General features: G+C 66.9%; 23 protein-coding genes. 11 read left to right on the plus strand and 12 right to left on the minus strand.

Translation table 11 applies throughout. The features are described 5' to 3' along the window. The first annotated feature begins 54 nt into the window (after window positions 1-54). From coxB to ACYRGX_RS04425, 4 genes are read left to right on the plus strand one after another with little or no spacing between them, the layout of a single operon-like run. Window positions 55-1,185 (plus strand): cytochrome c oxidase subunit II, encoded by a 1,131-nt coding sequence (gene coxB, locus ACYRGX_RS04410; RefSeq protein ID WP_473055401.1) that lies wholly within the window; start codon window positions 55-57, stop codon window positions 1,183-1,185. Window positions 1,186-1,195: 10 nt separating this feature from the next. Then, entirely contained in the window at window positions 1,196-2,824 is a 1,629-nt protein-coding gene (gene ctaD, locus ACYRGX_RS04415; RefSeq protein ID WP_473055402.1) for a cytochrome c oxidase subunit I, read from the plus strand. Next, window positions 2,821-3,363 carry a cytochrome c oxidase assembly protein gene (locus ACYRGX_RS04420; RefSeq protein ID WP_473055403.1) on the plus strand — a complete coding sequence of 181 codons (543 nt, stop codon included), beginning with the start codon at window positions 2,821-2,823 and terminating at the stop codon, window positions 3,361-3,363. The genes ctaD and ACYRGX_RS04420 overlap by 4 nt, the downstream gene beginning before the upstream one ends. A 10-nt stretch (window positions 3,364-3,373) precedes the next feature. Then, entirely contained in the window at window positions 3,374-4,261 is an 888-nt protein-coding gene (locus ACYRGX_RS04425; RefSeq protein ID WP_473055404.1) for a cytochrome c oxidase subunit 3, read from the plus strand. A 6-nt stretch (window positions 4,262-4,267) separates the two neighbouring features. Here the strand turns inward: ACYRGX_RS04425 and ACYRGX_RS04430 are convergent, their stop codons facing one another. Beyond that, window positions 4,268-4,471 (minus strand): DUF2909 domain-containing protein, encoded by a 204-nt coding sequence (locus tag ACYRGX_RS04430; RefSeq protein WP_473055405.1) that lies wholly within the window; start codon window positions 4,469-4,471, stop codon window positions 4,268-4,270. A 28-nt stretch (window positions 4,472-4,499) separates the two neighbouring features. On the opposite strand from ACYRGX_RS04430, the gene ACYRGX_RS04435 reads away from it, so the two are divergent. Genes ACYRGX_RS04435 through ACYRGX_RS04455 form a run of 5 tightly spaced genes read left to right on the plus strand, consistent with a single transcriptional unit; the run spans window position 4,500 to window position 8,404 of the window. Further along, the gene (locus tag ACYRGX_RS04435; protein ID WP_473055406.1) at window positions 4,500-5,231 is read left to right on the plus strand and encodes an SURF1 family protein; all 732 of its coding nucleotides are present in this window, start codon (window positions 4,500-4,502) and stop codon (window positions 5,229-5,231) included. Next, window positions 5,228-5,803: a hypothetical protein gene (locus ACYRGX_RS04440; protein ID WP_473055407.1), complete on the plus strand. Its 576-nt coding sequence runs from the start codon at window positions 5,228-5,230 to the stop codon at window positions 5,801-5,803. The genes ACYRGX_RS04435 and ACYRGX_RS04440 overlap by 4 nt, the downstream gene beginning before the upstream one ends. Window positions 5,804-5,838: 35 nt before the next feature. Beyond that, window positions 5,839-6,879 (plus strand): COX15/CtaA family protein, encoded by a 1,041-nt coding sequence (locus ACYRGX_RS04445; protein ID WP_473055408.1) that lies wholly within the window; start codon window positions 5,839-5,841, stop codon window positions 6,877-6,879. Further along, entirely contained in the window at window positions 6,879-7,772 is an 894-nt protein-coding gene (gene cyoE / locus ACYRGX_RS04450) for a heme o synthase (protein ID WP_473055409.1), read from the plus strand. Before ACYRGX_RS04445 ends, cyoE begins: the two co-directional genes overlap by 1 nt. Further along, the gene (locus tag ACYRGX_RS04455; protein WP_473055410.1) at window positions 7,769-8,404 is read left to right on the plus strand and encodes an SCO family protein; all 636 of its coding nucleotides are present in this window, start codon (window positions 7,769-7,771) and stop codon (window positions 8,402-8,404) included. The genes cyoE and ACYRGX_RS04455 overlap by 4 nt, the downstream gene beginning before the upstream one ends. A 1-nt stretch (window position 8,405) precedes the next feature. Here ACYRGX_RS04455 and ACYRGX_RS04460 read toward each other — a convergent pair whose 3' ends face one another. From ACYRGX_RS04460 to ACYRGX_RS04510, 11 genes are all read right to left on the minus strand, one after another. Further along, a complete protein-coding gene (locus tag ACYRGX_RS04460; protein WP_473055411.1) occupies window positions 8,406-8,939 on the minus strand; it encodes an Mpo1 family 2-hydroxy fatty acid dioxygenase in 534 nt (177 codons plus the stop codon). Between the two features lie 101 nt (window positions 8,940-9,040). Further along, entirely contained in the window at window positions 9,041-10,354 is a 1,314-nt protein-coding gene (locus tag ACYRGX_RS04465; RefSeq protein ID WP_473056632.1) for an ATP-binding protein, read from the minus strand. 60 nt (window positions 10,355-10,414) lie between these two features. After that, entirely contained in the window at window positions 10,415-11,149 is a 735-nt protein-coding gene (gene ompR, locus ACYRGX_RS04470; RefSeq protein WP_473055412.1) for an osmolarity response regulator transcription factor OmpR, read from the minus strand. Between the two features lie 403 nt (window positions 11,150-11,552). Continuing rightward, a complete protein-coding gene (hemW, locus tag ACYRGX_RS04475; protein ID WP_473055413.1) occupies window positions 11,553-12,704 on the minus strand; it encodes a radical SAM family heme chaperone HemW in 1,152 nt (383 codons plus the stop codon). Beyond that, window positions 12,701-13,297, minus strand: coding sequence for an RdgB/HAM1 family non-canonical purine NTP pyrophosphatase (gene rdgB, locus ACYRGX_RS04480; protein WP_473055414.1), 597 nt, complete (start codon window positions 13,295-13,297; stop codon window positions 12,701-12,703). The genes hemW and rdgB overlap by 4 nt, the downstream gene beginning before the upstream one ends. Further along, window positions 13,294-13,716, minus strand: coding sequence for a DUF4426 domain-containing protein (locus ACYRGX_RS04485; protein ID WP_473055415.1), 423 nt, complete (start codon window positions 13,714-13,716; stop codon window positions 13,294-13,296). The genes rdgB and ACYRGX_RS04485 overlap by 4 nt, the downstream gene beginning before the upstream one ends. Before the next feature lie 13 nt (window positions 13,717-13,729). Beyond that, window positions 13,730-14,344: a methionine biosynthesis protein MetW gene (gene metW / locus ACYRGX_RS04490; protein ID WP_473055416.1), complete on the minus strand. Its 615-nt coding sequence runs from the start codon at window positions 14,342-14,344 to the stop codon at window positions 13,730-13,732. A 2-nt stretch (window positions 14,345-14,346) separates the two neighbouring features. Continuing rightward, window positions 14,347-15,486: a homoserine O-succinyltransferase MetX gene (gene metX, locus ACYRGX_RS04495; protein WP_473055417.1), complete on the minus strand. Its 1,140-nt coding sequence runs from the start codon at window positions 15,484-15,486 to the stop codon at window positions 14,347-14,349. 72 nt (window positions 15,487-15,558) lie between these two features. Then, window positions 15,559-16,152, minus strand: a complete 594-nt coding sequence (locus ACYRGX_RS04500; RefSeq protein ID WP_473055418.1) for a YggT family protein — start codon at window positions 16,150-16,152, stop codon at window positions 15,559-15,561. Between the two features lie 13 nt (window positions 16,153-16,165). Further along, window positions 16,166-16,984 carry a pyrroline-5-carboxylate reductase gene (proC, locus tag ACYRGX_RS04505; RefSeq protein ID WP_473055419.1) on the minus strand — a complete coding sequence of 273 codons (819 nt, stop codon included), beginning with the start codon at window positions 16,982-16,984 and terminating at the stop codon, window positions 16,166-16,168. Window positions 16,985-16,993: 9 nt separating this feature from the next. Continuing rightward, entirely contained in the window at window positions 16,994-17,689 is a 696-nt protein-coding gene (locus ACYRGX_RS04510; RefSeq protein WP_473055420.1) for a YggS family pyridoxal phosphate-dependent enzyme, read from the minus strand. A 70-nt stretch (window positions 17,690-17,759) separates the two neighbouring features. Here ACYRGX_RS04510 and pilT point away from each other — a divergent pair, with 70 nt between their 5' ends. Both pilT and ACYRGX_RS04520 read left to right on the plus strand, forming a co-directional pair. Next, window positions 17,760-18,794 (plus strand): type IV pilus twitching motility protein PilT, encoded by a 1,035-nt coding sequence (gene pilT, locus ACYRGX_RS04515; protein WP_473055421.1) that lies wholly within the window; start codon window positions 17,760-17,762, stop codon window positions 18,792-18,794. 141 nt (window positions 18,795-18,935) lie between these two features. Further along, a complete protein-coding gene (locus ACYRGX_RS04520; RefSeq protein ID WP_473055422.1) occupies window positions 18,936-20,090 on the plus strand; it encodes a PilT/PilU family type 4a pilus ATPase in 1,155 nt (384 codons plus the stop codon).

Below are 20,090 nucleotides of genomic sequence, written 5' to 3' on the forward strand. Positions count from 1 at the left end.
CCACGCCCTTGAACGCCCTCGCGGCGGAATAACAAGAACAAGGGGAACCGCGCTATGCGACAGCCACGCCTGTGGATGGGTTTGTTGGCGTTCATGCCCGCGTCCGAGCTGCATGCGGCCTGGGACATGAACATGCGCCGCGGCGTGACCGAGGTCAGCCGCTCGGTGTTCGACCTGCACATGATCATCTTCTGGATCTGCGTGGTCATCGGCGTGATCGTCTTCGTGGCGATGTTCTGGTCGATGCTCATGCACCGCCGTTCGCTCGGCCAAGAGCCGGCGAAATTCCACGAGAACACCCGCGTCGAGATTCTCTGGACGGTGATTCCGCTGCTGATTCTGATCGCCATGGCGGTCCCCGCTACCCGCACCCTGCTGCACATCTACGATGCCTCCGAACCGGACCTGGACGTGCAGGTCACCGGCTACCAGTGGAAGTGGCACTACCGCTATCTGGGGCAGGAGGTCGAATTCTTCAGCAACCTCGCCACCCCGCGCGAGCAGATCGGCAACCGCGACGACAAGGGCGAGCACTACCTGCTGGAAGTGGATGAGCCGCTGGTGCTGCCGGTGGGCAGCAAGGTGCGCCTGCTGGTCACCTCCAGCGACGTGATCCATTCCTGGTGGGTGCCCGAGCTGGCGGTGAAGAAGGACGCCATCCCTGGTTTCGTCAATGAGGCCTGGACGCGCATCGAGCAGCCGGGCATCTACCGCGGCCAGTGCACCGAGCTGTGCGGCAAGGACCATGGCTTCATGCCAGTGGTGGTGGATGCGCGCAGCCCCGAGGACTTCGCCGACTGGCTCGACGAGAAGAAGGCGGAGGCGGCCAAGCTGCGCGAGCTGACCAGCAAGACCTGGACCCGCGAAGAGCTGGTGGCGCGGGGCGAGAAGGCCTACCTGACCAACTGCGCTGCTTGCCACCAGCCGACCGGTACCGGGCTGCCGCCGATGTTCCCGGCGCTCAAGGGCTCACCCATCGCCACCGGGCCGGCGGCGGCGCACATCGACATCGTCCTGCACGGCAAGCCGGGGACGGCCATGGCCGCCTTCGGTCCGCAACTTTCGGAAGTCGACATCGCCGCGATCATCACCTACGAGCGCAATGCCTGGGGCAACGCCGTCGGCGACATGGTCACGCCCCAGGACATCCTGGCCGCCAAGCAGGCCGCCGCAGCCAGCCAGTGAGGACGCGAACATGAGTGCAGTGATCGACCACGGCCACGCGGAACACGCCCACGGTCCGGCACGCGGGCTGTCGCGCTGGCTGCTGACCACCAACCACAAGGACATCGGCTCGATGTACCTGTGGTTCAGCTTCTGCGCCTTCCTGCTCGGCGGCTCGATGGCGATGGTGATTCGCGCCGAGCTGTTCCAGCCCGGGCTGCAGATCGTGCAGCCGGAGTTCTTCAACCAGATGACCACCATGCATGGCCTGATCATGGTCTTCGGCGCGGTGATGCCGGCCTTCGTCGGCCTGGCCAACTGGATGATCCCGCTGATGATCGGCGCGCCGGACATGGCCCTGCCACGGATGAACAACTTCAGCTTCTGGCTGCTGCCGGCGGCCTTCGGCCTGTTGGTGTCGACGCTGTTCATGGAGGGCGGCGGGCCGAACTTCGGCTGGACCTTCTACGCGCCGCTGTCGACCACCTATGCGCCGGAGTCGGTGACCTTCTTCATCTTCGCCATCCACCTCATGGGCATCAGCTCGATCATGGGCGCGATCAACGTGATCGCCACCATCCTCAATCTGCGCGCGCCGGGCATGACCCTGATGAAGATGCCGCTGTTCGTCTGGACCTGGCTGATCACCGCCTTCCTGCTGATCGCGGTGATGCCGGTGCTGGCCGGCGTGGTGACCATGATGCTGATGGACATCCACTTCGGCACCAGCTTCTTCAGCGCGGCCGGCGGCGGCGACCCGGTGCTGTTCCAGCACGTGTTCTGGTTCTTCGGCCACCCCGAGGTGTACATCATGATCCTGCCGGCGTTCGGCGCGGTCAGCTCGATCATCCCGGCGTTCTCGCGCAAGCCGCTGTTCGGCTACACCTCGATGGTCTACGCCACCGCGGCCATCGCCTTCCTCTCGTTCATCGTCTGGGCGCACCACATGTTCACCGTTGGCATCCCGGTGACCGGCGAGCTGTTCTTCATGTACGCGACCATGCTCATCGCGGTGCCGACCGGGGTGAAAGTGTTCAACTGGGTGAGCACCATGTGGCAGGGGTCGATGACCTTCGAGGCGCCGATGCTGTTCGCCGTGGCGTTCGTCATCCTGTTCACCATCGGCGGCTTCTCCGGGCTGATGCTGTCCATCGCTCCGGCGGACTTCCAGTACCACGACACCTACTTCGTGGTGGCGCACTTCCACTACGTGCTGGTGCCGGGCGCGATCTTCGGCATCTTCGCCTCGGCCTACTACTGGCTGCCCAAGTGGACCGGGCACATGTACGACGAGACCCTGGCGCGCCTGCATTTCTGGATGAGCTTCGTCGGCATGAACCTGGCGTTCTTCCCGATGCACTTTCTCGGCCTGGCCGGCATGCCCCGGCGTATTCCCGACTACAACCTGCAGTTCGCCGACTTCAACATGATCTCCTCGATCGGCGCGTTCACCTTCGGCAGCACCCAGTTGCTGTTCCTGTTCATCGTCATCAAGTGCATTCGTGGCGGCAAGCCGGCGCCGGCCAAGCCCTGGGACGGCGCCGAGGGGCTGGAGTGGAGCGTGCCGTCGCCAGCGCCCTACCACACCTTCCAGGTGCCGCCGGACATGCATGACGTGCATGCCCATCGCACAGGCCCCGGCGAGGAGCTCAAGCCATGAACGGCCCCTTGCCGCTGCGCCGGCTGGTAGCGCGTCTGCTGTTGCTGGTGGTGCTGATGTTCGCCTTCGGCTTTGCTCTGGTACCGCTCTACGACGTCATGTGCCGGGCGTTGGGCATCAATGGCAAGACCGCCGGCGATGCCTACCAGGGGACGCAGACGGTGGATGCCTCGCGCAGCGTGCAGGTGAGCTTCCTGACCAACAACGCCGAGGGCATGGGCTGGGAGTTCCGCCCGTTGAGCGGCGCGTTGCGGGTGCACCCCGGCGAGACCCACGATGCGTTGTTCCTTGCCTACAACCCAGGCGACCAGGCGATGACCGCGCAGGCGATTCCCAGCGTGGCGCCGGCCGAGGCGGCGGCCTATTTCCACAAGACCGAGTGCTTCTGTTTCAGCCAACAGCACCTGGCGCCCGGTGAGCGGGTGGAGATGCCGGTGCGCTTCATCGTCGACCGCGACCTGCCGGCGAGCGTCACCCACCTGACCCTCGGCTACACCCTGTTCGACGTCAGCGCCCGCGTGGCGCACGCCGGGCAATGAGGAGAGCGCCATGGATTCGCATCCGAACTACTACGTCCCGGCCCAGAGCAAGTGGCCGATCATTGCCACCCTGGCGCTGCTGACCACGGTGTTTGGCCTGGGCAGTTGGTTCAACGACCTCTCCGCCGGGCGCGGCAGCTCCAACGGGCCATGGATCTTCTTCGTCGGCGCGCTCGGCATCGCCTACATGCTCTTCGGCTGGTTCGGCGCAGTGGTGCGGGAGAGTCGTGCCGGACTCTACAGTGCGCAGATGGATCGTTCGTTCCGCTGGGGCATGGGCTGGTTCGTGTTTTCCGAGGTGATGTTCTTCGTCGCCTTCTTCGGCGTGCTTTTCTACGTGCGCTACTGGGCCGGTCCGTGGCTCGCAGGGGAGGGCGACAAGGGCGTCAGTCACATGCTCTGGCCCGACTTCGTCTATCACTGGCCGCTGCTGGACAACCCCGATCCGAAGCGTTTCCCGGCGCCCAGCGGGACCATCGATCCGTGGACGTTGCCGCTGCTCAATACCGTGCTGTTGGTCACCTCAAGCTTCACCCTGACCTTTGCCCACCATGCGCTCAAGCGCGGTGACCGCAAGCGGCTCAAGATCTTCCTGGGGCTGACCCTGCTGCTCGGCGCGAGCTTCCTGGCGCTGCAGGCCGCCGAATACGTGCATGCCTATCACGAGCTGGGGCTGACTCTCGGCTCGGGCATCTACGGCGCCACCTTCTTCATGCTCACCGGCTTTCATGGTGCCCACGTGACCATGGGGGCGCTGATCCTCACGGTGATGTTGCTACGCATCCTGCGCGGGCATTTCGACGCGCAGCAGCATTTCGGTTTCGAGGCGGCGAGTTGGTACTGGCACTTCGTCGACGTGGTCTGGATCGGCCTTTTCGTCTTCGTCTACGTGCTCTGAAGCGGATCACCATCGGGCATGGCTGACCAGTTGCCCGCTGTACAGGCCCCAGGCGACCAGCGCCAGGGTGAGGCCGGCGAGGCCTACGCGCCACCACAGGGCATGCACCAGGCGGCGCCCCTGGTCCTGGTCTCGCACCAGCAGTGCCAGGCCACTGAACAGCGCGCCGAGCATTGCCAGCAGGCAGAGGAGGATCGCCGTCTTGAGCATCGTCTTTCTCCCGCTCACGGAGGGTGAAATGCAGTATAGCCAGGTCCTGTACCGGTCCCGCTTCCGCCCCGGCTGGCTGCCCAGCCTGGCGGTTGCGGTGCTGCTGCCGTCGTTCATGGGCCTGGGCTTCTGGCAACTCGACCGTGCGGCACAGAAGAGCGAATTGCTCGCCGCCCAGGCGAGTCGCCGCGTCGCGCCGCCCCAGGCGCTCGACGAAGTGGAGGCGCTGGAGGCGACGGCCTACCGGCGGGTGCGCTTGCGCGGCTACCTGGACGACGCGCACAGCGTGCTGCTGGACAGCCGCAGTCATGCGGGACAGGTCGGCGTCGAGGTATTGCAGCCCTTTCACGACGAACTCAGCGGCCGCTGGGTATGGCTCAATCGCGGCTGGCTGGTGTGGCCGGACCGTCGGGCGGCGGTGCATTTCGACACCCCGAGCGAATCGCTGACGCTGACCGCCTGGGTTCACCAGGGGCCGGCCGCACCCTTCGAGTTCGCATCTCCGAAGGCCGAGGGTTGGCCGCGTCTGGTCAATCGCCTGGAGCCGGCGGCGCTGTGGCAAGCGCTCGGGCGCACCGGCAGTGCGCTGGAGCTGCGCCTGGAGCCGGGGCCGGCGGCTTTCGCGGTCGACTGGGCGGTGGTGACGAGTGGCCCGGAGCGGCACTACGGCTATGCCGCGCAGTGGTTCGCCATGGCCGTCGCGCTGGCAGCGATGTTCGTCTACCTGGGACTGCACAACGCACGGGAGCTACGCCGATGAACGCTCTTCCCTTGGCGGCACGCCGCCCGCTGCGCTGGCGTGGCCGTCTGCAACTGCTGGCCATTCTCGCCGTGGTGCTGGGGCCGATCCTGCTGGCCAGCGGCATGTACCGCTATAGCTTCTGGGTGCCCGAGGGGCGCGCCTGGCATGGCGAGCTGATTGGCGACGGCCGCGATCTGGCGAGCCTGGGCGTGACCTCGACAGCCAGCGGCCACTGGCAACTGCTGGTCAGCGCGCCCCAGGGCTGCGCCGAGGATTGCCGACAACTGCTCTACCTGGCGCGGCAGATCAACATCGGCCTGGGCCGCGAGGCGGATCGCGCAGGTCACGCGCTGGCGCTTCCCGGCAGCCTGCCGGCTGAGCTGCAGACACAACTGCGCGAGGCTTATCCACAACTGCAGTACAGCGCGCTGGATGCCGAGCGCTACCGGCGCAATGGCTGGCCTTCGGGCGCGCAACTGTGGTTGGTCGACCCCCACGGCAACCTGGTACTGCGCTATGCGGACCCGGCGCAGGGCAAGGGCGTGCTGGAGGACCTGCGACGGCTGCTGAAGCTGTCACGCATCGGCTGAAGGTGCGCACCGATAAGAACAACAAGGAGACGTCCATGGCTCGTCCTTGCTATCGATTGGCGCTGTTCGCCACTTTTCTCGCGCTGTTCGTGGTGCTGCTGGGGGCCTATACCCGACTCAGCCACTCGGGCCTGGGTTGCCCCGACTGGCCGGGTTGCTACGGCTTCATCCACGTACCACAGAGCGAGGCGCAGCTGGCGCGCGCCGAGGCGCTGTTTCCCCACGCCCCGGTGCAGGCCGGCAAGGGCTGGGTCGAGATGATCCATCGCTATTTCGCCAGCCTGCTCGGTCTGCTGATCCTGCTCCTGGCGCTGCGCAGTCTGGTGCGCCGCGACGCGGCCCAGCCGCGCCGCCTGCCGTTGGCCCTGTTGCTGCTGGTGATCGCCCAGGGCGCCTTCGGCGCCTGGACGGTCACCCTGCAGCTGTGGCCACAGGTGGTCACCGCGCACCTGCTCGGCGGTTTCTCCACCTTGGCCCTGCTGGCGTTGCTCAGTCTGCGGTTGTCGGGACGCTATCAGGCGCGCTGCTGGAGTCCGCGACGCCTGCGCCTGCTCGCCGGCGTGGTGCTGGGGCTGGTGTTTGGCCAGGCGGCGCTGGGTGGCTGGGTCAGCGCCAACTACGCGGCGATGGCCTGCATCGACCTGCCCACGTGCCATGGCCAGTGGTGGCCGTCGATGGACTTCGCCAACGGCTTTCACCTGACCCAGCACATCGGGCCTAACTACCTGGGCGGACAACTCGACAGTGAGGCGCGTACCGCCATCCATGTCACCCATCGCCTCGGCGCGGTGCTGCTGAGCGTGGCGTTGCTGTCGCTGGCCTGGCAGCTGTGGCGCATGGGCCTGCAGCGTCTCGCCGGATTGCTCGGCGTGCTGCTGGCGCTGCAACTGGCGCTGGGGGTCGGCAACGTTCTGCTGCACTTGCCGCTACCCCTGGCGGTGGCGCACAACGCCGGCGCCGCGGCACTGCTGCTGACCCTGGTCGGGGTGAATTTCCGCCTGCGCCACCTGCCGCTGCTGCAGGTCAGGCGCCCGTCTGCACGGCCCTTCTGGAGCCCCGTGCTGGGAGTACGCTGATGAACCCATTGGTCGAAAGTACCCGGGCCGGCTGGCGCGACTATGTAGAGCTGACCAAGCCGCGGGTGGTGGCGCTGATGCTGATCACCTCGCTGGTGGGGATGTTCCTCGCGACCCGTGCCGGGGTGCCCTGGACGGTGCTGCTGTTCGGCAACCTGGGCATCGCCCTGTGTGCCGGATCGGCGGCGGCGGTGAACCATGTCGTGGACCGTCGCATCGATGCGCTGATGGCGCGCACCCGGCGCCGGCCGCTGGCCCAGGGGCGGGTGTCGCCCAGCGCGGCGCTGCTCTTCGCCCTGTTGCTGGCGCTCGCAGGGCAGGCGCTGTTGCTGATCTTCACCAACGCCCTTGCGGCCTGGTTGACGCTCGCCTCGCTGCTTGGCTATGCGGTGATCTACACCGGCTTTCTCAAGCGCGCGACGCCGCAGAACATCGTCATCGGCGGACTGGCCGGCGCCGCGCCGCCCCTGCTCGGCTGGGTGGCGGTGCGCGGACAGGTGTCCGCCGAACCCCTGCTGCTGGTGCTGATCATCTTCGCCTGGACGCCGCCGCACTTCTGGGCCCTGGCCATCCACCGCAAGGCCGAATACGCGCGGGCGGACATCCCGATGCTGCCGGTCACCCATGGCGAGCGCTACACCAAGCTGCACATCCTCTTCTACACGGTGATGCTGTTCGCGGTGAGCCTGCTGCCCTTCGCCATCCACATGAGCGGGCCGTTCTACCTGGTGTGCGCGAGCCTGCTGGGTGCGCGTTTCCTGTACTGGGCGTGGGTGCTGTTGCGCGACAGCAAAGCCGGTGCGGCGATGGGGACCTTCAAGTACAGTATCGGCTACCTGTTCCTGCTGTTCATCGCACTGCTGGTGGACCACTACCTGTTGCCGAGCCCATGACCCGTATCCATGCCACCGTTCTCGTTCTCGCCGCTTTCGTCGCTCTGGTCATCGGCCTCACCGTCCACAAGGTGCTGGAATCGCAGCGTGGCGTGGATGCTGCCGGCCTGATCGAGGCCGGTGTCATCCTGCTGCCGCAGAGTCGTGCGCTGCCGGCGCTGACGCTGCTCGACGAGAATGGCGAACAGGCTCCACTGACGGACCTGACCGGCAAGTGGACGCTGCTGTTCTTCGGCTACACCTTCTGCCCGGACATCTGCCCGACCACCCTGGCGGAGCTGCGCGACCTGCAGAGCAAGCTGCCTCCCGAGGCGCTGAGCAAGCTGCGCGTGGTGCTGGTGAGCGTCGATCCTGCGCGCGATACTCCCGAGCAACTCAAGCGCTACCTGGGCTACTTCAAGGCCGGTTTCGAGGGCCGTACCGGCGAGCTGGCGGACATCCAGACGCTCTCCTCGGCGGTGAGCATTCCCTTCATACCGGCAGACACCAGCAAGCCGAACTACACCGTCGACCACAGCGGCAACCTGGCGCTGATCGGTCCGGACGGCCGCCAACGGGGCTTCGTGCGGGGGCCGCTGAAAACCGACAAGCTCGCCGAGAAGCTACCGGCGCTGTTGCTCAGCGAGGACTGATTCAGGTGGATCGAGTGGTGCCGCCGCGACGGATATGCGTGGGTCCAGCGATGCGCTCCACGTCCTGGCGCAGCTCGTTGCGCAAGCCCAGCAAAAAGGCGGCTTCGGCGGCGACGAACAGCGGGCCGATGGCCAGGCCCATGACGTCGTCGAGGAACGCCGGCTTGCGCCCCTCGAAGGCATGCCCGATGAACTGCACGATCCAGCCGATGACGAACAGGCCGACGCCGCTGGCCAGCCAGAGCCCGGTTCTGGCCCCGGCAAGCTGTGCGCCCAGGCCCAGGCAGAGCAGCAGGAAAGCCCCCATCAGAACGCCCAGCGGGCGGTCCAGGCGCAGGTAGAACAGCGTCATCGCCGCGGCCAGCAAGGCCGCCGGTGACAGCCACAGGCCGCCCAGCACCAGGCCCGGACGCGACAGCAGAACCGCCACGGCGAGGACGATCAGCGGGATGCCGATGAAGTGGGTGAGGATGTTGCGCCGGTCTCGGTGGTAGGCCGCGTACTGCGCGAGATGATCGACCAGGTTCTTGTGCATTGTCGTGGTCCTCGGGGCAGGAGCCAGGCTAGGTCCATTGCTCAGCTTAGCCCCATGAGGCGGCACGCCGCAGGCGACATATCCGCCGAGCCCGGCGGTATTCAGGCCGCGTCGCGCGGCAGCAGCAGGCCCAGTGGCAGGCACACGCGAGCCTCGACGCCTCCGCCCTCGCGGTTGCGCAGCTCCACGCTGCCGCCATGCAGTGCGGCGATGCGGCGGACGATGGCCAGACCCAGGCCGGTGCCCTTGCCGCTGCGTGCGCGATCGCCACGGGTGAAGGGGTTGAACAGGCCGGCCAACTCCGCCGGGTCGATACCCGGGCCGCGGTCGAGCACGCTGAGCACGATGTAGGGCGCGCTGGTGTCGCTGGCCAGGTAGGCGGCAACCTCGACGCCATGACCGGCGTGGCGCAGGGCATTCTCGATGAGGTTGGCCAGCAGGCGCTTGATCGACACCCGGCGCAACGGTAAGGCCGGCAGCTCTTCGAGTAGCAGGCGTACCTGCTCCTGCTTCTGATTGAACGGCGCGGCGACCTCGCGCACCACGCTCGCCAGGTCGAGCAGCTCGACCGGCTCGTCACGGCCATCGCGGATGAAGGCGAGGAACTGGTCGAGGATCTGGTTCATGTCCTCGATGTCACGGACCATGTCCTCGGTCAGCTCGCTGTCCTGCTCCATCAATTCCAGCGACAGACGTAGACGCGTCAGGGGCGTGCGCAGGTCATGGGAAACCCCGGCGAGCATGAGTTCGCGCTCGCGGGCGGCCTGCTCGACGTCCTCGGCCATCTGGTTGAAGGCGCGGTAGACCTCTTCCATCTCGCTGGGGGTGTCGCTCACCGGCAGGCGCACGCTGCGTCCTTGGCCCAACTGGCGGGTGGCGTTGACCAGGCGCTTGTGCGGCGCATTGAGCTGGCGCACGAAGATCCAGGCGGCGCCGGTGGAGAGCACGCCGATGGCGAGGAACCAGCCGAGCACGTGCCAGATGCGCTGGCCGCGCAGCGGGTGCGGGTACATCGGCACCTTGATCCAGTCCTCGCCCAGGCTCGGTGCGCGCACCCACAGCGACGGCGGGCTCTGTACGCGGAAGCGCACTTCCGTATCCGGGCCGAGCTCGGTCTGCATCTGCCGCTCGAAGATCTCGCTGTACGGCCAATGGTACTCGCTGGGCGGCACCGTACCGCTGGGCACGACCTTCAGTCCGGCGGCATCCGCGATGTGCGGACGGTCGGTGGGGGAGGCGGCCCAGTAGGCGCGCAAGGTCAGCGCCGCGCCGTGGCTGTACTGGCGGTCGACGAGCATGTCCTCGTTGGCCATCAGGTAGACCAGGGTCAGCGCCTTGGAGAACATCACCACCACCAGCACCAGCCAGAGGGTGCGGGCGAAGAAGCTCTGCGGGAACCAGACCGGCGCTTTCATCGGCATGCGCGCGGACCGTCAGTCGGTGCGCGTGGAGAGGCTAGTGTCACGACACTCAACTCAACGGGCATCGCCGTCGGGTACGAACACGTAGCCCACGCCCCAGACGGTCTGGATGTAGCGTGGCTTGGACGGATCCGGTTCGATCAGCCGGCGCAGACGCGAAATCTGCACGTCGATGGAGCGCTCCAGTGCATCCCATTCGCGACCGCGCGCCAGACTCATCAGCTTGTCGCGGGTCAGCGGCTCGCGGGCGTGCTGCACCAGCGCCTTGAGCACGGCGAACTCGCCCGTGGTGAGCATGTGCACTTCGCCGCCCTTCTTCAGCTCGCGGGTGGCCAGGTTCAACTCGTAGTCGCCGAAGGTCACGGTTTGCTCCGACGCCGAAGGCGCGCCGGGAACCAGTGGCGCCTGGCGGCGCAGCACGGCCTTGATGCGTGCCAGCAGTTCGCGCGGGTTGAACGGCTTGGCCAGGTAGTCGTCGGCGCCGCCTTCCAGGCCCTGGATGCGGCTGCCTTCATCGCCCTTGGCGGTGAGCATGATGATCGGGATCTGGTTGCCGGCCTCGCGCAGCCGGCTGCAGGCGGAAAGACCGTCCTCGCCCGGCAGCATCAGGTCCAGCACCAGCAGGTGGAACAGCTCGCGCGACAGCAGGCGGTCCATCTGCTCGACGTTCTCCACTGCGCGCACACGGTAGCCCTGCTCGTCGAGGAAGCGTTCGAGCAGGCGGCGCAGGCGGGCGTCGTCATCGACGATGAGGATCTTTTCGCCTTCGTTGGCAACGGTGCTGTTCATGGAAACTCCGGCAGTGGGGAGGCGGCATTATCGCCCAGCGAGAGCGCGGCCACCGACCGGGCCATTGTTAGCAGATTTTTCGGTTGCGTAGGTACGGCGGGGGCATCTCGGCGGTGCGGTAGTGCTGCGATGGGTATCGGGCTGCGCCCTCAGCCTACGCGGCCCGCCCCATCCTACGGCTGGAGCCAGCAGGAGGAAGTTGATCGTATGCTCCCGCGTAGGAATGCAGCCCCGGACGCTCTGCGTCCGTGACTTCGGTGCCGGGAACGGGTGGATGCGTAGGATGGGTTGAGTCGCATAGCGACGATACCCATCGCGGGCGAGGCCGATGGGCATCGGGCTGGGCCCTCAACGGCATCCTATGGTTGGAGCCAGCACCCCGTTGTAACCAGCGGCGATGGCGTCAATCGAGGAAGTGCTGCAGCAGGTCGTTGAGGAATAGCTGGCCGCGGGCGGTGGGTTGCAGGCGCGTCGGGTCATCGACCAGCAGGCCCTGCTCGCGGGCGGCGCGGCAGCCGGCTTCGAGGGCGCTCTGCGGCAGGCCGGTGCGCTGGCTGAACAATTCCGCCGGTACGCCGTCGACCAGGCGCAGGGCGTTCATCAGGAACTCGAACGGCAGCTCGCCGGCCTCGAGCAGCCGCTCGCCGGCGCGGAATGCCTTCTGCGGGTCGAGGTAGTCCTTCGGCAGGCGGGTCTTCCAGCGGCGCAGGATGCGTCCATCCGAGGCGCTGAGCTTGGCGTGGGCGCCTGCGCCGATGCCGAGGAAGTCGCCGAAGCTCCAGTAGTTCAGGTTGTGCCGGGCGCGGCGACCGTCGCGGGCGTAGGCGCTGGTCTCGTACTGGACGAAGCCGTGCTCGGCGAGCAGCGCGGCGCCGGCTTCCTGGATGTCCCACAGCGTCTCGTCTTCCGGCAGCACCGGCGGCTGGCTGTAGAACACGGTGTTGGGTTCCAGGGTCAGCTGGTACCAGGACAGGTGCGTGGGATTCTGGGCGATGGCGGTGGCGAGGTCTGCCAGGGCGCCGGCGAGGTCCTGGCCGGGCAGGCCGTGCATCAGGTCCAGGTTGAAGTTGTCGAAGCCCGCCGCGCGCGCCATGTCGGCGGCGCGGATCGCCTCATCGCCGTCGTGGATGCGTCCGAGTGCCTTGAGCTGGGCGCTCTGGAAACTCTGCACGCCGATCGACAGGCGATTGATGCCGAGCCGGCGGTAGTCGCGGAACTTGGCCTGTTCGAAGGTCCCGGGATTGGCTTCCAGGGTGATCTCGATATCGTCGGCGAAGCGCAGGCGGCGCTGCACGCCTTCCAGCAGCCGGCCAAGGGCGCGGGCACTGAACAGGCTCGGCGTGCCGCCGCCGAAGAAGATCGAGGTCAGTTCACGGCCGTGGGCATGCGTGAGGTCGGCGTCGAGGTCGGCGAGCAGCGCGTCGACGTAGGCTTCTTCGGGCAGGGCGTCGCCGGCGGCATGGGAGTTGAAGTCACAGTACGGGCACTTGCGCACGCACCAGGGAATGTGGACGTACAGCGCCAGCGGCGGCAGGACGAGGTGCGGCGTGCTCAAGCGATTCCCAGGCGCTGCTTGAGCAGCACCATGGCCCGTGCGCGATGGCTCAGGCGGTTCTTCGTTTCGGGGTCCAGCGCGGCGCTGGAGCAGCCGGCTTCCGGCACCCAGAACAGCGGGTCGTAGCCGAAGCCGTGTTCGCCCTGGGCGGCATGCAGGATGCGCCCCGGCCAGAGGCCTTCGCAGAGGATCGGCAGTGGGTCGTCGGCGTGCCGCACCAGCGCCAGTACGCAGACGAACTGGGCGCCGCGTTCGGCATCCGGCACGTTCTTGAGCGCGTCGAGCAGCTTGGCGTTGTTCGCCGCGTCGCCCTGGCCCTCGGCGTAGCGCGCGGAGTAGATGCCCGGCGCGCCGCCCAGGGCGTCGACCGCCAGCCCGGAGTCGTCGGCCAGCGCCGGCAGACCGGACAGGCGCGCCGCGTTGCGTGCCTTGAGGATCGCGTTCTCGACGAACGACAGGCCGGTTTCCTCGGGCTCCACCTGGCTGAACTCGCCGACCGCGCGCAGTTTCACCGTGGCGCCGAGCATGGCCTGGAGTTCCTTGAGCTTGCCGGCGTTGTGGCTGGCAAGGACGATTTCGCTGAGGTCACTCATGGGTCGGGAAACACTTCCTGGTCGAAGGTCAGCGGGTGGCTGGCGCCGTCCGGGCCGCGCACCTGCAGGTCGAAGGTCAGTACCTCGCGGGATTCGATGGGGTACTGGGTCAGATAGTAGATGGCGTCGCCGTCGCGCACCTGGCGGAAGTTCAGCGCTTTGCTGCGCCCGGTGAGGTCCTTGAGCTGGCCGCTGACGCTACCGGCCACCGGCTTGCCGTCCTGCACCAGGGCGACGTTGAGCACGCCCTGGGTCTTGCTCCGCACCAGGCCGCTGTTGGCGGCGATCTGCGGTTGCAGGAAGCTGGAATTGAAAGCGCTGTAGTGCACCGTCAGTTCGCCGAAGCTGTGGCTGCGCTCGATGGCGGCGGCTGACAGGCTCAGGCAGAGGGTGAACAGGGCAGCGATCAGGCGTGACATGGCGTTCCTCCTTTTACGGGTGATTGGCGAGGGCGCCCGACGAGGCGATGCGATAGATGCCGATCTCGCCGAACAGGTTGGGCCAGGCGCGGCTGGCCCAACCGTGCCGGTGCTCGCGGTCCACCGCCAGGCGATCGGTCACCTTGGCGCCGAGTTCGCGGCACAGGCGCTCGAAGTCCTCGAAGGTGCAGAAGTGGATGTTCGGCGTGTTGTACCAGGTGTACGGCAAAAAATCCGAGACCGGCATCCGTCCTTTGCCGGCGAGGTACCAGCGGCAGCGCCAGTGGCCGAAGTTGGGGAAGGTGATGACGCAGCTCTTGCCGACCCGCAGCATCTCTTGCAGGACCTTGTCCGGGTAGCGCAGTGCCTGCAGCGACTGGGTCATCACCACCACGTCGAAGCTGTCGCTGGCGAAGTTGCCCAGACCGTCGTCGAGGTTCTGCTCCAGTACGCTGACACCGCGCTCCAGGCAGCGTGCGATCTTCTGCCCGTCGATCTCCAGGCCGTAGCCGGAGACGCCCTTGTGGCGGCCGAGCCAGTCCAGCAGCTCGCCATCGCCGCAGCCCAGGTCGAGAACCCGGCTACCGGCAGGAATCCAGTCCTGGATGATCTCCAGATCCGCTCGCATGCTCATACCTCGATGCGCTGCAGGTAGGCGCCGAAACCCTGCAGGTAGCGCGGGATCGGCAGGAGGAAGGCGTCGTGGCCCTGGGGCGCGTCGATCTCCAGGTAGCTCACCGATTTGTCGGCGGCGACCAGCGCATCGACGATCTCCCGCGAGCGCGCCGGGGAGAAGCGCCAGTCGGTGGTGAAGGACATCAGGCAGAAGCGCGCCTGCGCCGGGGCGAAGGTCTGCGCCAGGTCGCCGCCGTGGGCGCGTGCCGGGTCGAAGTAGTCCAGCGCCTTGGTCATCAGCAGGTAGGTATTGGCGTCGAAGCGCCCGGAGAATTCCTCGCCCTGGTAGCGCAGGTAGCTCTCCACCTGGAATTCCACGCTGGTGAAGTCATAGGCGAGCTGGTCGGTCTTCAGCTCGCGGCCGAATTTCTCGCCCATGGCGTCATCGGAAAGGTAAGTGATGTGCCCGACCATGCGCGCCAGCATCAGTCCGCGCTTGGGGATCACGCCCTGTTCCTGGAAACGGCCGCCATGGAATTCGGGGTCGGAGAGGATCGCCTGGCGTGCCACCTCGTTGAAGGCGATGTTCTGCGCCGACAGTCGCGGGGCCGAGGCGATGGCTACGCAATGACGCACCCGCTCGGGGTGGCTGATGGTCCACTGCAGCGCCTGCATACCGCCCAGGCTGCCGCCGATCACTGCCGCCCATTGCGTGATGCCCAGGCGGTCGGCCAGGCGCGCCTGGCTGTTCACCCAGTCCTCCACGGTGACCACTGGAAAGTCCGCGCCGTAGGGCTTGCCGGTCTCCGGGTTGGCGCTGCTCGGGCCGGTGGAGCCGTTGCAGCCGCCGAGATTGTTCAGTGAAACGACGAAGAACTTGCGCGTGTCGATCGGCTTGCCCGGCCCGATGCAGGCGTCCCACCAGCCCGGCTTGCGCTCGTCGGTATGGTGGTAGCCGGCGGCATGGTGGTGGCCGGAGAGGGCGTGGCAGATCAGCACCGCGTTGCTGCGGGCCGCGTTGAGTTCGCCATAGGTCTCGTAGACCAGGTCGTAGTCGGCCAGGCTGCGGCCGCAGGCCAGCGGCAATGGCTCGGAAAAGTGCGCGACCTGGGGCGTGACCAGGCCGACGGAATCGGCGGGGAAATCGCTGGACATCGTCCTGCTCGTGAGCGGTGGAGGCGAGATTCTAAAGGAAAACGCGCGGCGGCAGGACCGCCGCGCGGGGGATCACATGAACGGGCTGAGCACGCGCGGCATGCCACTCATGGCCGCCAGGTTGTTGATCACCAGCATGTCGAACAGGTTGATCGCGATGAAGGCGAAGATCGGCGAGATATCCAGACCGCCGAGGTTCGGCAGCAGGCGGCGGAACGGTGCCAGCAGCGGTTCGCAGATCTGGTTGACCAACTCGGCCGCCGGATTGTGGCTGGCTGGTGCGACCCAGGAGAGGATCACGCTGACGATCAGGGCGAAGAAGAACACCTTGACGAACAGCGCCGTCACGCCGATTACCGACCACACCAGCAGGTGGCCGACGAAGCCGGCGACGCCGTAGCCCATCAGCAGCAGGGTGATGATCATCAGCACCAGCTGGACCAGGATCGCCAGCACCAGTGAGGCCAGGTCGACGCCGCCGAAGCCGGGGATCACCTTGCGCAGTGGGCGCAGCAGCGGCTGAGTAGCGCGCACGATGAACTGCGACAGCGGGTTGTAGAAGTCGGCGCGGACCATCTGCAGGATGAAGCGCAACAGCACGATCAGCAGGTACAGGCTGCCGAGGGTCTGGATCACGTAGATCAGGGCGGTATTGAACCCGTTCATGGAATGGCTTTCCTCACTTGCCCAGTTGTTCGGCGAGCTCCGCGGAGCGATTCGCCGCTGCGTTGAGAGCGGACTCTACCAGCGACTCGAAGCCGCCGGCCTGGAAGGTTTCGATGGCGGCATGCGTGGTGCCGTTCGGCGAGGTGACCCGGCGCCGCAGTTCGGCGGCGTCGACATCGCTCTCGCAGACCATGCGCGCGGCGCCCAGGGCGGTCTGGCGGGTCAGTTCGGCGGCGGTCTCGCGGGGCAGACCGAGCTTCTCGCCGGCGGCGGTCATTGCCTCGACCAGCAGGAAGAAGTAGGCCGGGCCGCTGCCGGAAACGGCGGTCACCGCGTCGATCTGTTTTTCCTCGTCCAGCCATAGAGCCACCCCGACCGCGCCCAGCAGCGCTTGCGCCTGTTCGCGCTGCGTGGCGGAGACCTGGGCGTTGGCGTACAGGCCACTGACGCCCTGGCGCAACAGCGCCGGGGTGTTCGGCATGCAGCGCACCAGTGCGCGTTCGCCGAGCCAGCTCTGCAGGCTGGCGCAGGTGATGCCGGCGGCCACCGAAACCACCAGCGTGTCGGCACGCAGGTGCGGCGCCAGGGCGCGGCAGACGTCGGCCATGACCTGTGGCTTGATCGCCAGCACCACGATATCGGCGCTGGCGACCGCCTCGGCATTGTCGGCGAAGGTTGCGATGCCATGCTCGGTTTCGACGCGTGCGCGGGTGGCGTCGCCGGGGTCGGCGGCGCACAGACGCTCTGCCGGTACGCCCTGGGCGCGCAGGCCGCCGATCAGGCTGGCGGCCATGTTGCCGGCACCGATGAAGGCGATACGGGGAGTGTTCATCTAGGTTCCTTAGCGTGGGGAGGTGGCGGAATAGTCACGGGCGCCAAACAGTGCGGTACCGATGCGCACCCAACTGGCACCCTCGGCGATCGCCGCTTCCAGGTCATGGCTCATGCCCATGGAAAGCGTCTCCAGGGGCGGGTTCAGCTCACGCGCCAGCTCGCGCAGGCGGGCGAAGGCGGCGTGCTGGGCGGCGGCGTCCTCGGTGGCCTCGGGGATCGCCATCAGTCCGCGCAGCGTCAGTCGCGGCAGCGCCGCCACGGCGGCGGCGAGCGCCGGCAGCTCATCGGGCGCGCAGCCGGACTTGCTGGCCTCGCCGCTGACGTTCACCTGCAGGCACACGTTGAGTGGCGGAAGGTGCTCCGGGCGTTGGGCCGACAGGCGTTCGGCGATCTTCAGGCGGTCCACCGAGTGCACCCAGGCGAAATGCTCGGCGATCGGTTTGGTCTTGTTCGACTGGATGGGGCCAATGAAGTGCCAGTTCAAGGGCAGGTCGGCCAACTCCAGTTGCTTGGCGAGGGCTTCCTGCAGGTAGTTCTCGCCGAAGTCGACGAGCCCGGCGGCGTGCGCCTCGCGGATCGCCGCGGCGGGTTTGGTCTTGCTCACGGCGAGCAGCCCGACGCTCTGCGGCGGCCGCTTCGCGGCGGCTTCGGCGGCGCGGATGCGCGCCCGAACCTTTGCAATATTCTCTGCTATCGTGGACATTACTCGCGCTCCAGGGCCCGGCGTCGCGGGCTCTGGCATTCTACCTGCTCGTTCATGATTGGGGAGTCCCATGGATATTACCGAGCTGCTGGCGTTCAGCGCCAAGCAGGGCGCATCCGACTTGCACCTGTCCGCAGGCCTGCCGCCGATGATCCGCGTGGATGGCGACGTGCGCCGCATCAACCTGCCGCCGATGGAACACAAGCAGGTTCATGCGCTGATCTACGACATCATGAACGACAAGCAGCGCAAGGATTTCGAGGAATTCCTCGAGACCGACTTCTCCTTCGAAGTGCCTGGCGTTGCGCGTTTCCGCGTCAACGCGTTCAACCAGAACCGTGGCGCCGGCGCGGTGTTCCGTACCATTCCTTCCAAGGTGCTGACCATGGAAGAACTGGGCATGGGCGAGGTGTTCAAGAAGATCGCCGACGTACCGCGCGGCCTGGTGCTGGTCACCGGTCCCACCGGTTCGGGCAAGTCCACCACCCTGGCGGCGATGCTCGACTACCTGAACAACACCCGCTACGAACACATCCTCACCATCGAGGACCCCATCGAGTTCGTCCACGAGTCGAAGAAGTGCCTGGTCAACCAGCGCGAGGTACATCGCGACACCCTGGGCTTCTCCGAGGCCCTGCGCTCGGCGCTGCGCGAGGACCCGGACATCATCCTGGTCGGCGAGATGCGTGACCTGGAGACCATCCGCTTGGCGCTTACCGCCGCGGAGACCGGTCACCTGGTGTTCGGCACCCTGCACACCACCAGCGCGGCGAAGACCATCGACCGCGTGGTCGACGTGTTCCCCGCCGAGGAAAAGTCGATGGTGCGCTCGATGCTCTCCGAGTCGCTCACCGCGGTGGTTTCGCAGACCCTGATGAAGAAGGTCGGCGGCGGGCGCGTCGCGGCCCACGAGATCATGATCGGCACGCCGGCGATCCGGAACCTGATCCGCGAGGACAAAGTGGCGCAGATGTACTCGGCGATCCAGACCGGCGGCGCGCTGGGCATGCAGACCCTCGATATGTGCCTCAAGGGCCTGGTGCAGCGCGGCGTGGTCACGCGCGAGTCGGCGCGGGAGAAGGCCAAGGCACCCGAGATGCTCTGAGGGCTGTACAGGGTTCGCCCTTGCGCCAGCGGGATCGAAACAGGTTCCGAGCCCGACCGTGCGGCACTTTCTTGAGCTGGATGCGTGCATGCGCGCGTCCAGCTGGGCATGCTATCGCCATTGCCAGCCACGGGTGAGTCCATGGAATTCGAGAAACTGCTGCGCCTGATGGTCGAGAAGGGCGCTTCCGACATGTTCGTCACCGCCGGCGTTGCGCCGTCGATCAAGATCAACGGCAAGCTGCATCCGGTGGGCGAGCCACTGACGCCGGAGAAGACCCGGGAGACGGTGCTCGGCGTGATGAACGAGCAGCAGCGCCGCGATTTCGCCGCCAGTCACGAGTGCAACTTCGCGATCAGCGCGCGCGGCATCGGGCGCTTCCGCGTCAGTGCCTACTACCAGCGCAACCTGGTGGCCATGGTGCTGCGGCGTATCGAGACGCGCATCCCTACCATGGAGGAGCTGCGCCTGCCCGAGGTGCTGAAGAAGCTGGCGATGACCCGTCGCGGCCTGGTGATCTTCGTCGGCGCCACCGGCACCGGCAAATCCACCTCGCTGGCGTCGATGATCGGCTTCCGCAACAAGAACTCCAGCGGCCACATCATCTCCATCGAAGACCCGATCGAGTTCATCCACCAGCACCAGGGCTGCATCGTCACCCAGCGCGAGGTGGGCATCGACACCGACTCCTTCGAGGTGGCGCTGAAGAACACCCTGCGCCAGGCGCCGGACGTGATCATGATCGGCGAGGTGCGTACCCGCGAGACCATGGACTACGCGGTGGCCTTCGCCGAGACCGGCCATCTGTGCCTGGCCACCCTGCATGCCAACAACGCCAACCAGGCGCTGGACCGCATCATCCACTTCTTCCCGCCGGACCGGCACCCACAGGTGTGGATGGACCTGTCGCTGAACCTGCGCGCCATCGTCGCCCAGCAGTTGGTGCCGACGCCGGACGGCAAGGGCCGCCGCGCGGTGATCGAGGTACTGCTGAACACCCCGCTGGCTGCCGACCTGATCCGCAAGGGAGAGGTGCACGAGCTCAAGGCGCTGATGAAGCGCTCCACCGAGCAGGGCATGCAGACCTTCGACCAGGCACTTTACAACCTCTTCGCCGCCGGCGAGATCAGCTACGAGGATGCCCTGGCGCATGCCGACTCGGCCAACGACCTGCGCCTGATGATCAAGCTCGGTGCCGATACCGGTGCAGACGCCATCGAGGAAGCGGGGCAGAGCGCCACCGGCCTGTCCCTGGAGATCGCCGAGGACCTGGACGGCCCGTCGCGCCTGCGCTGA

This window comes from Pseudomonas sp. R4-15 (genome assembly GCF_055768815.1).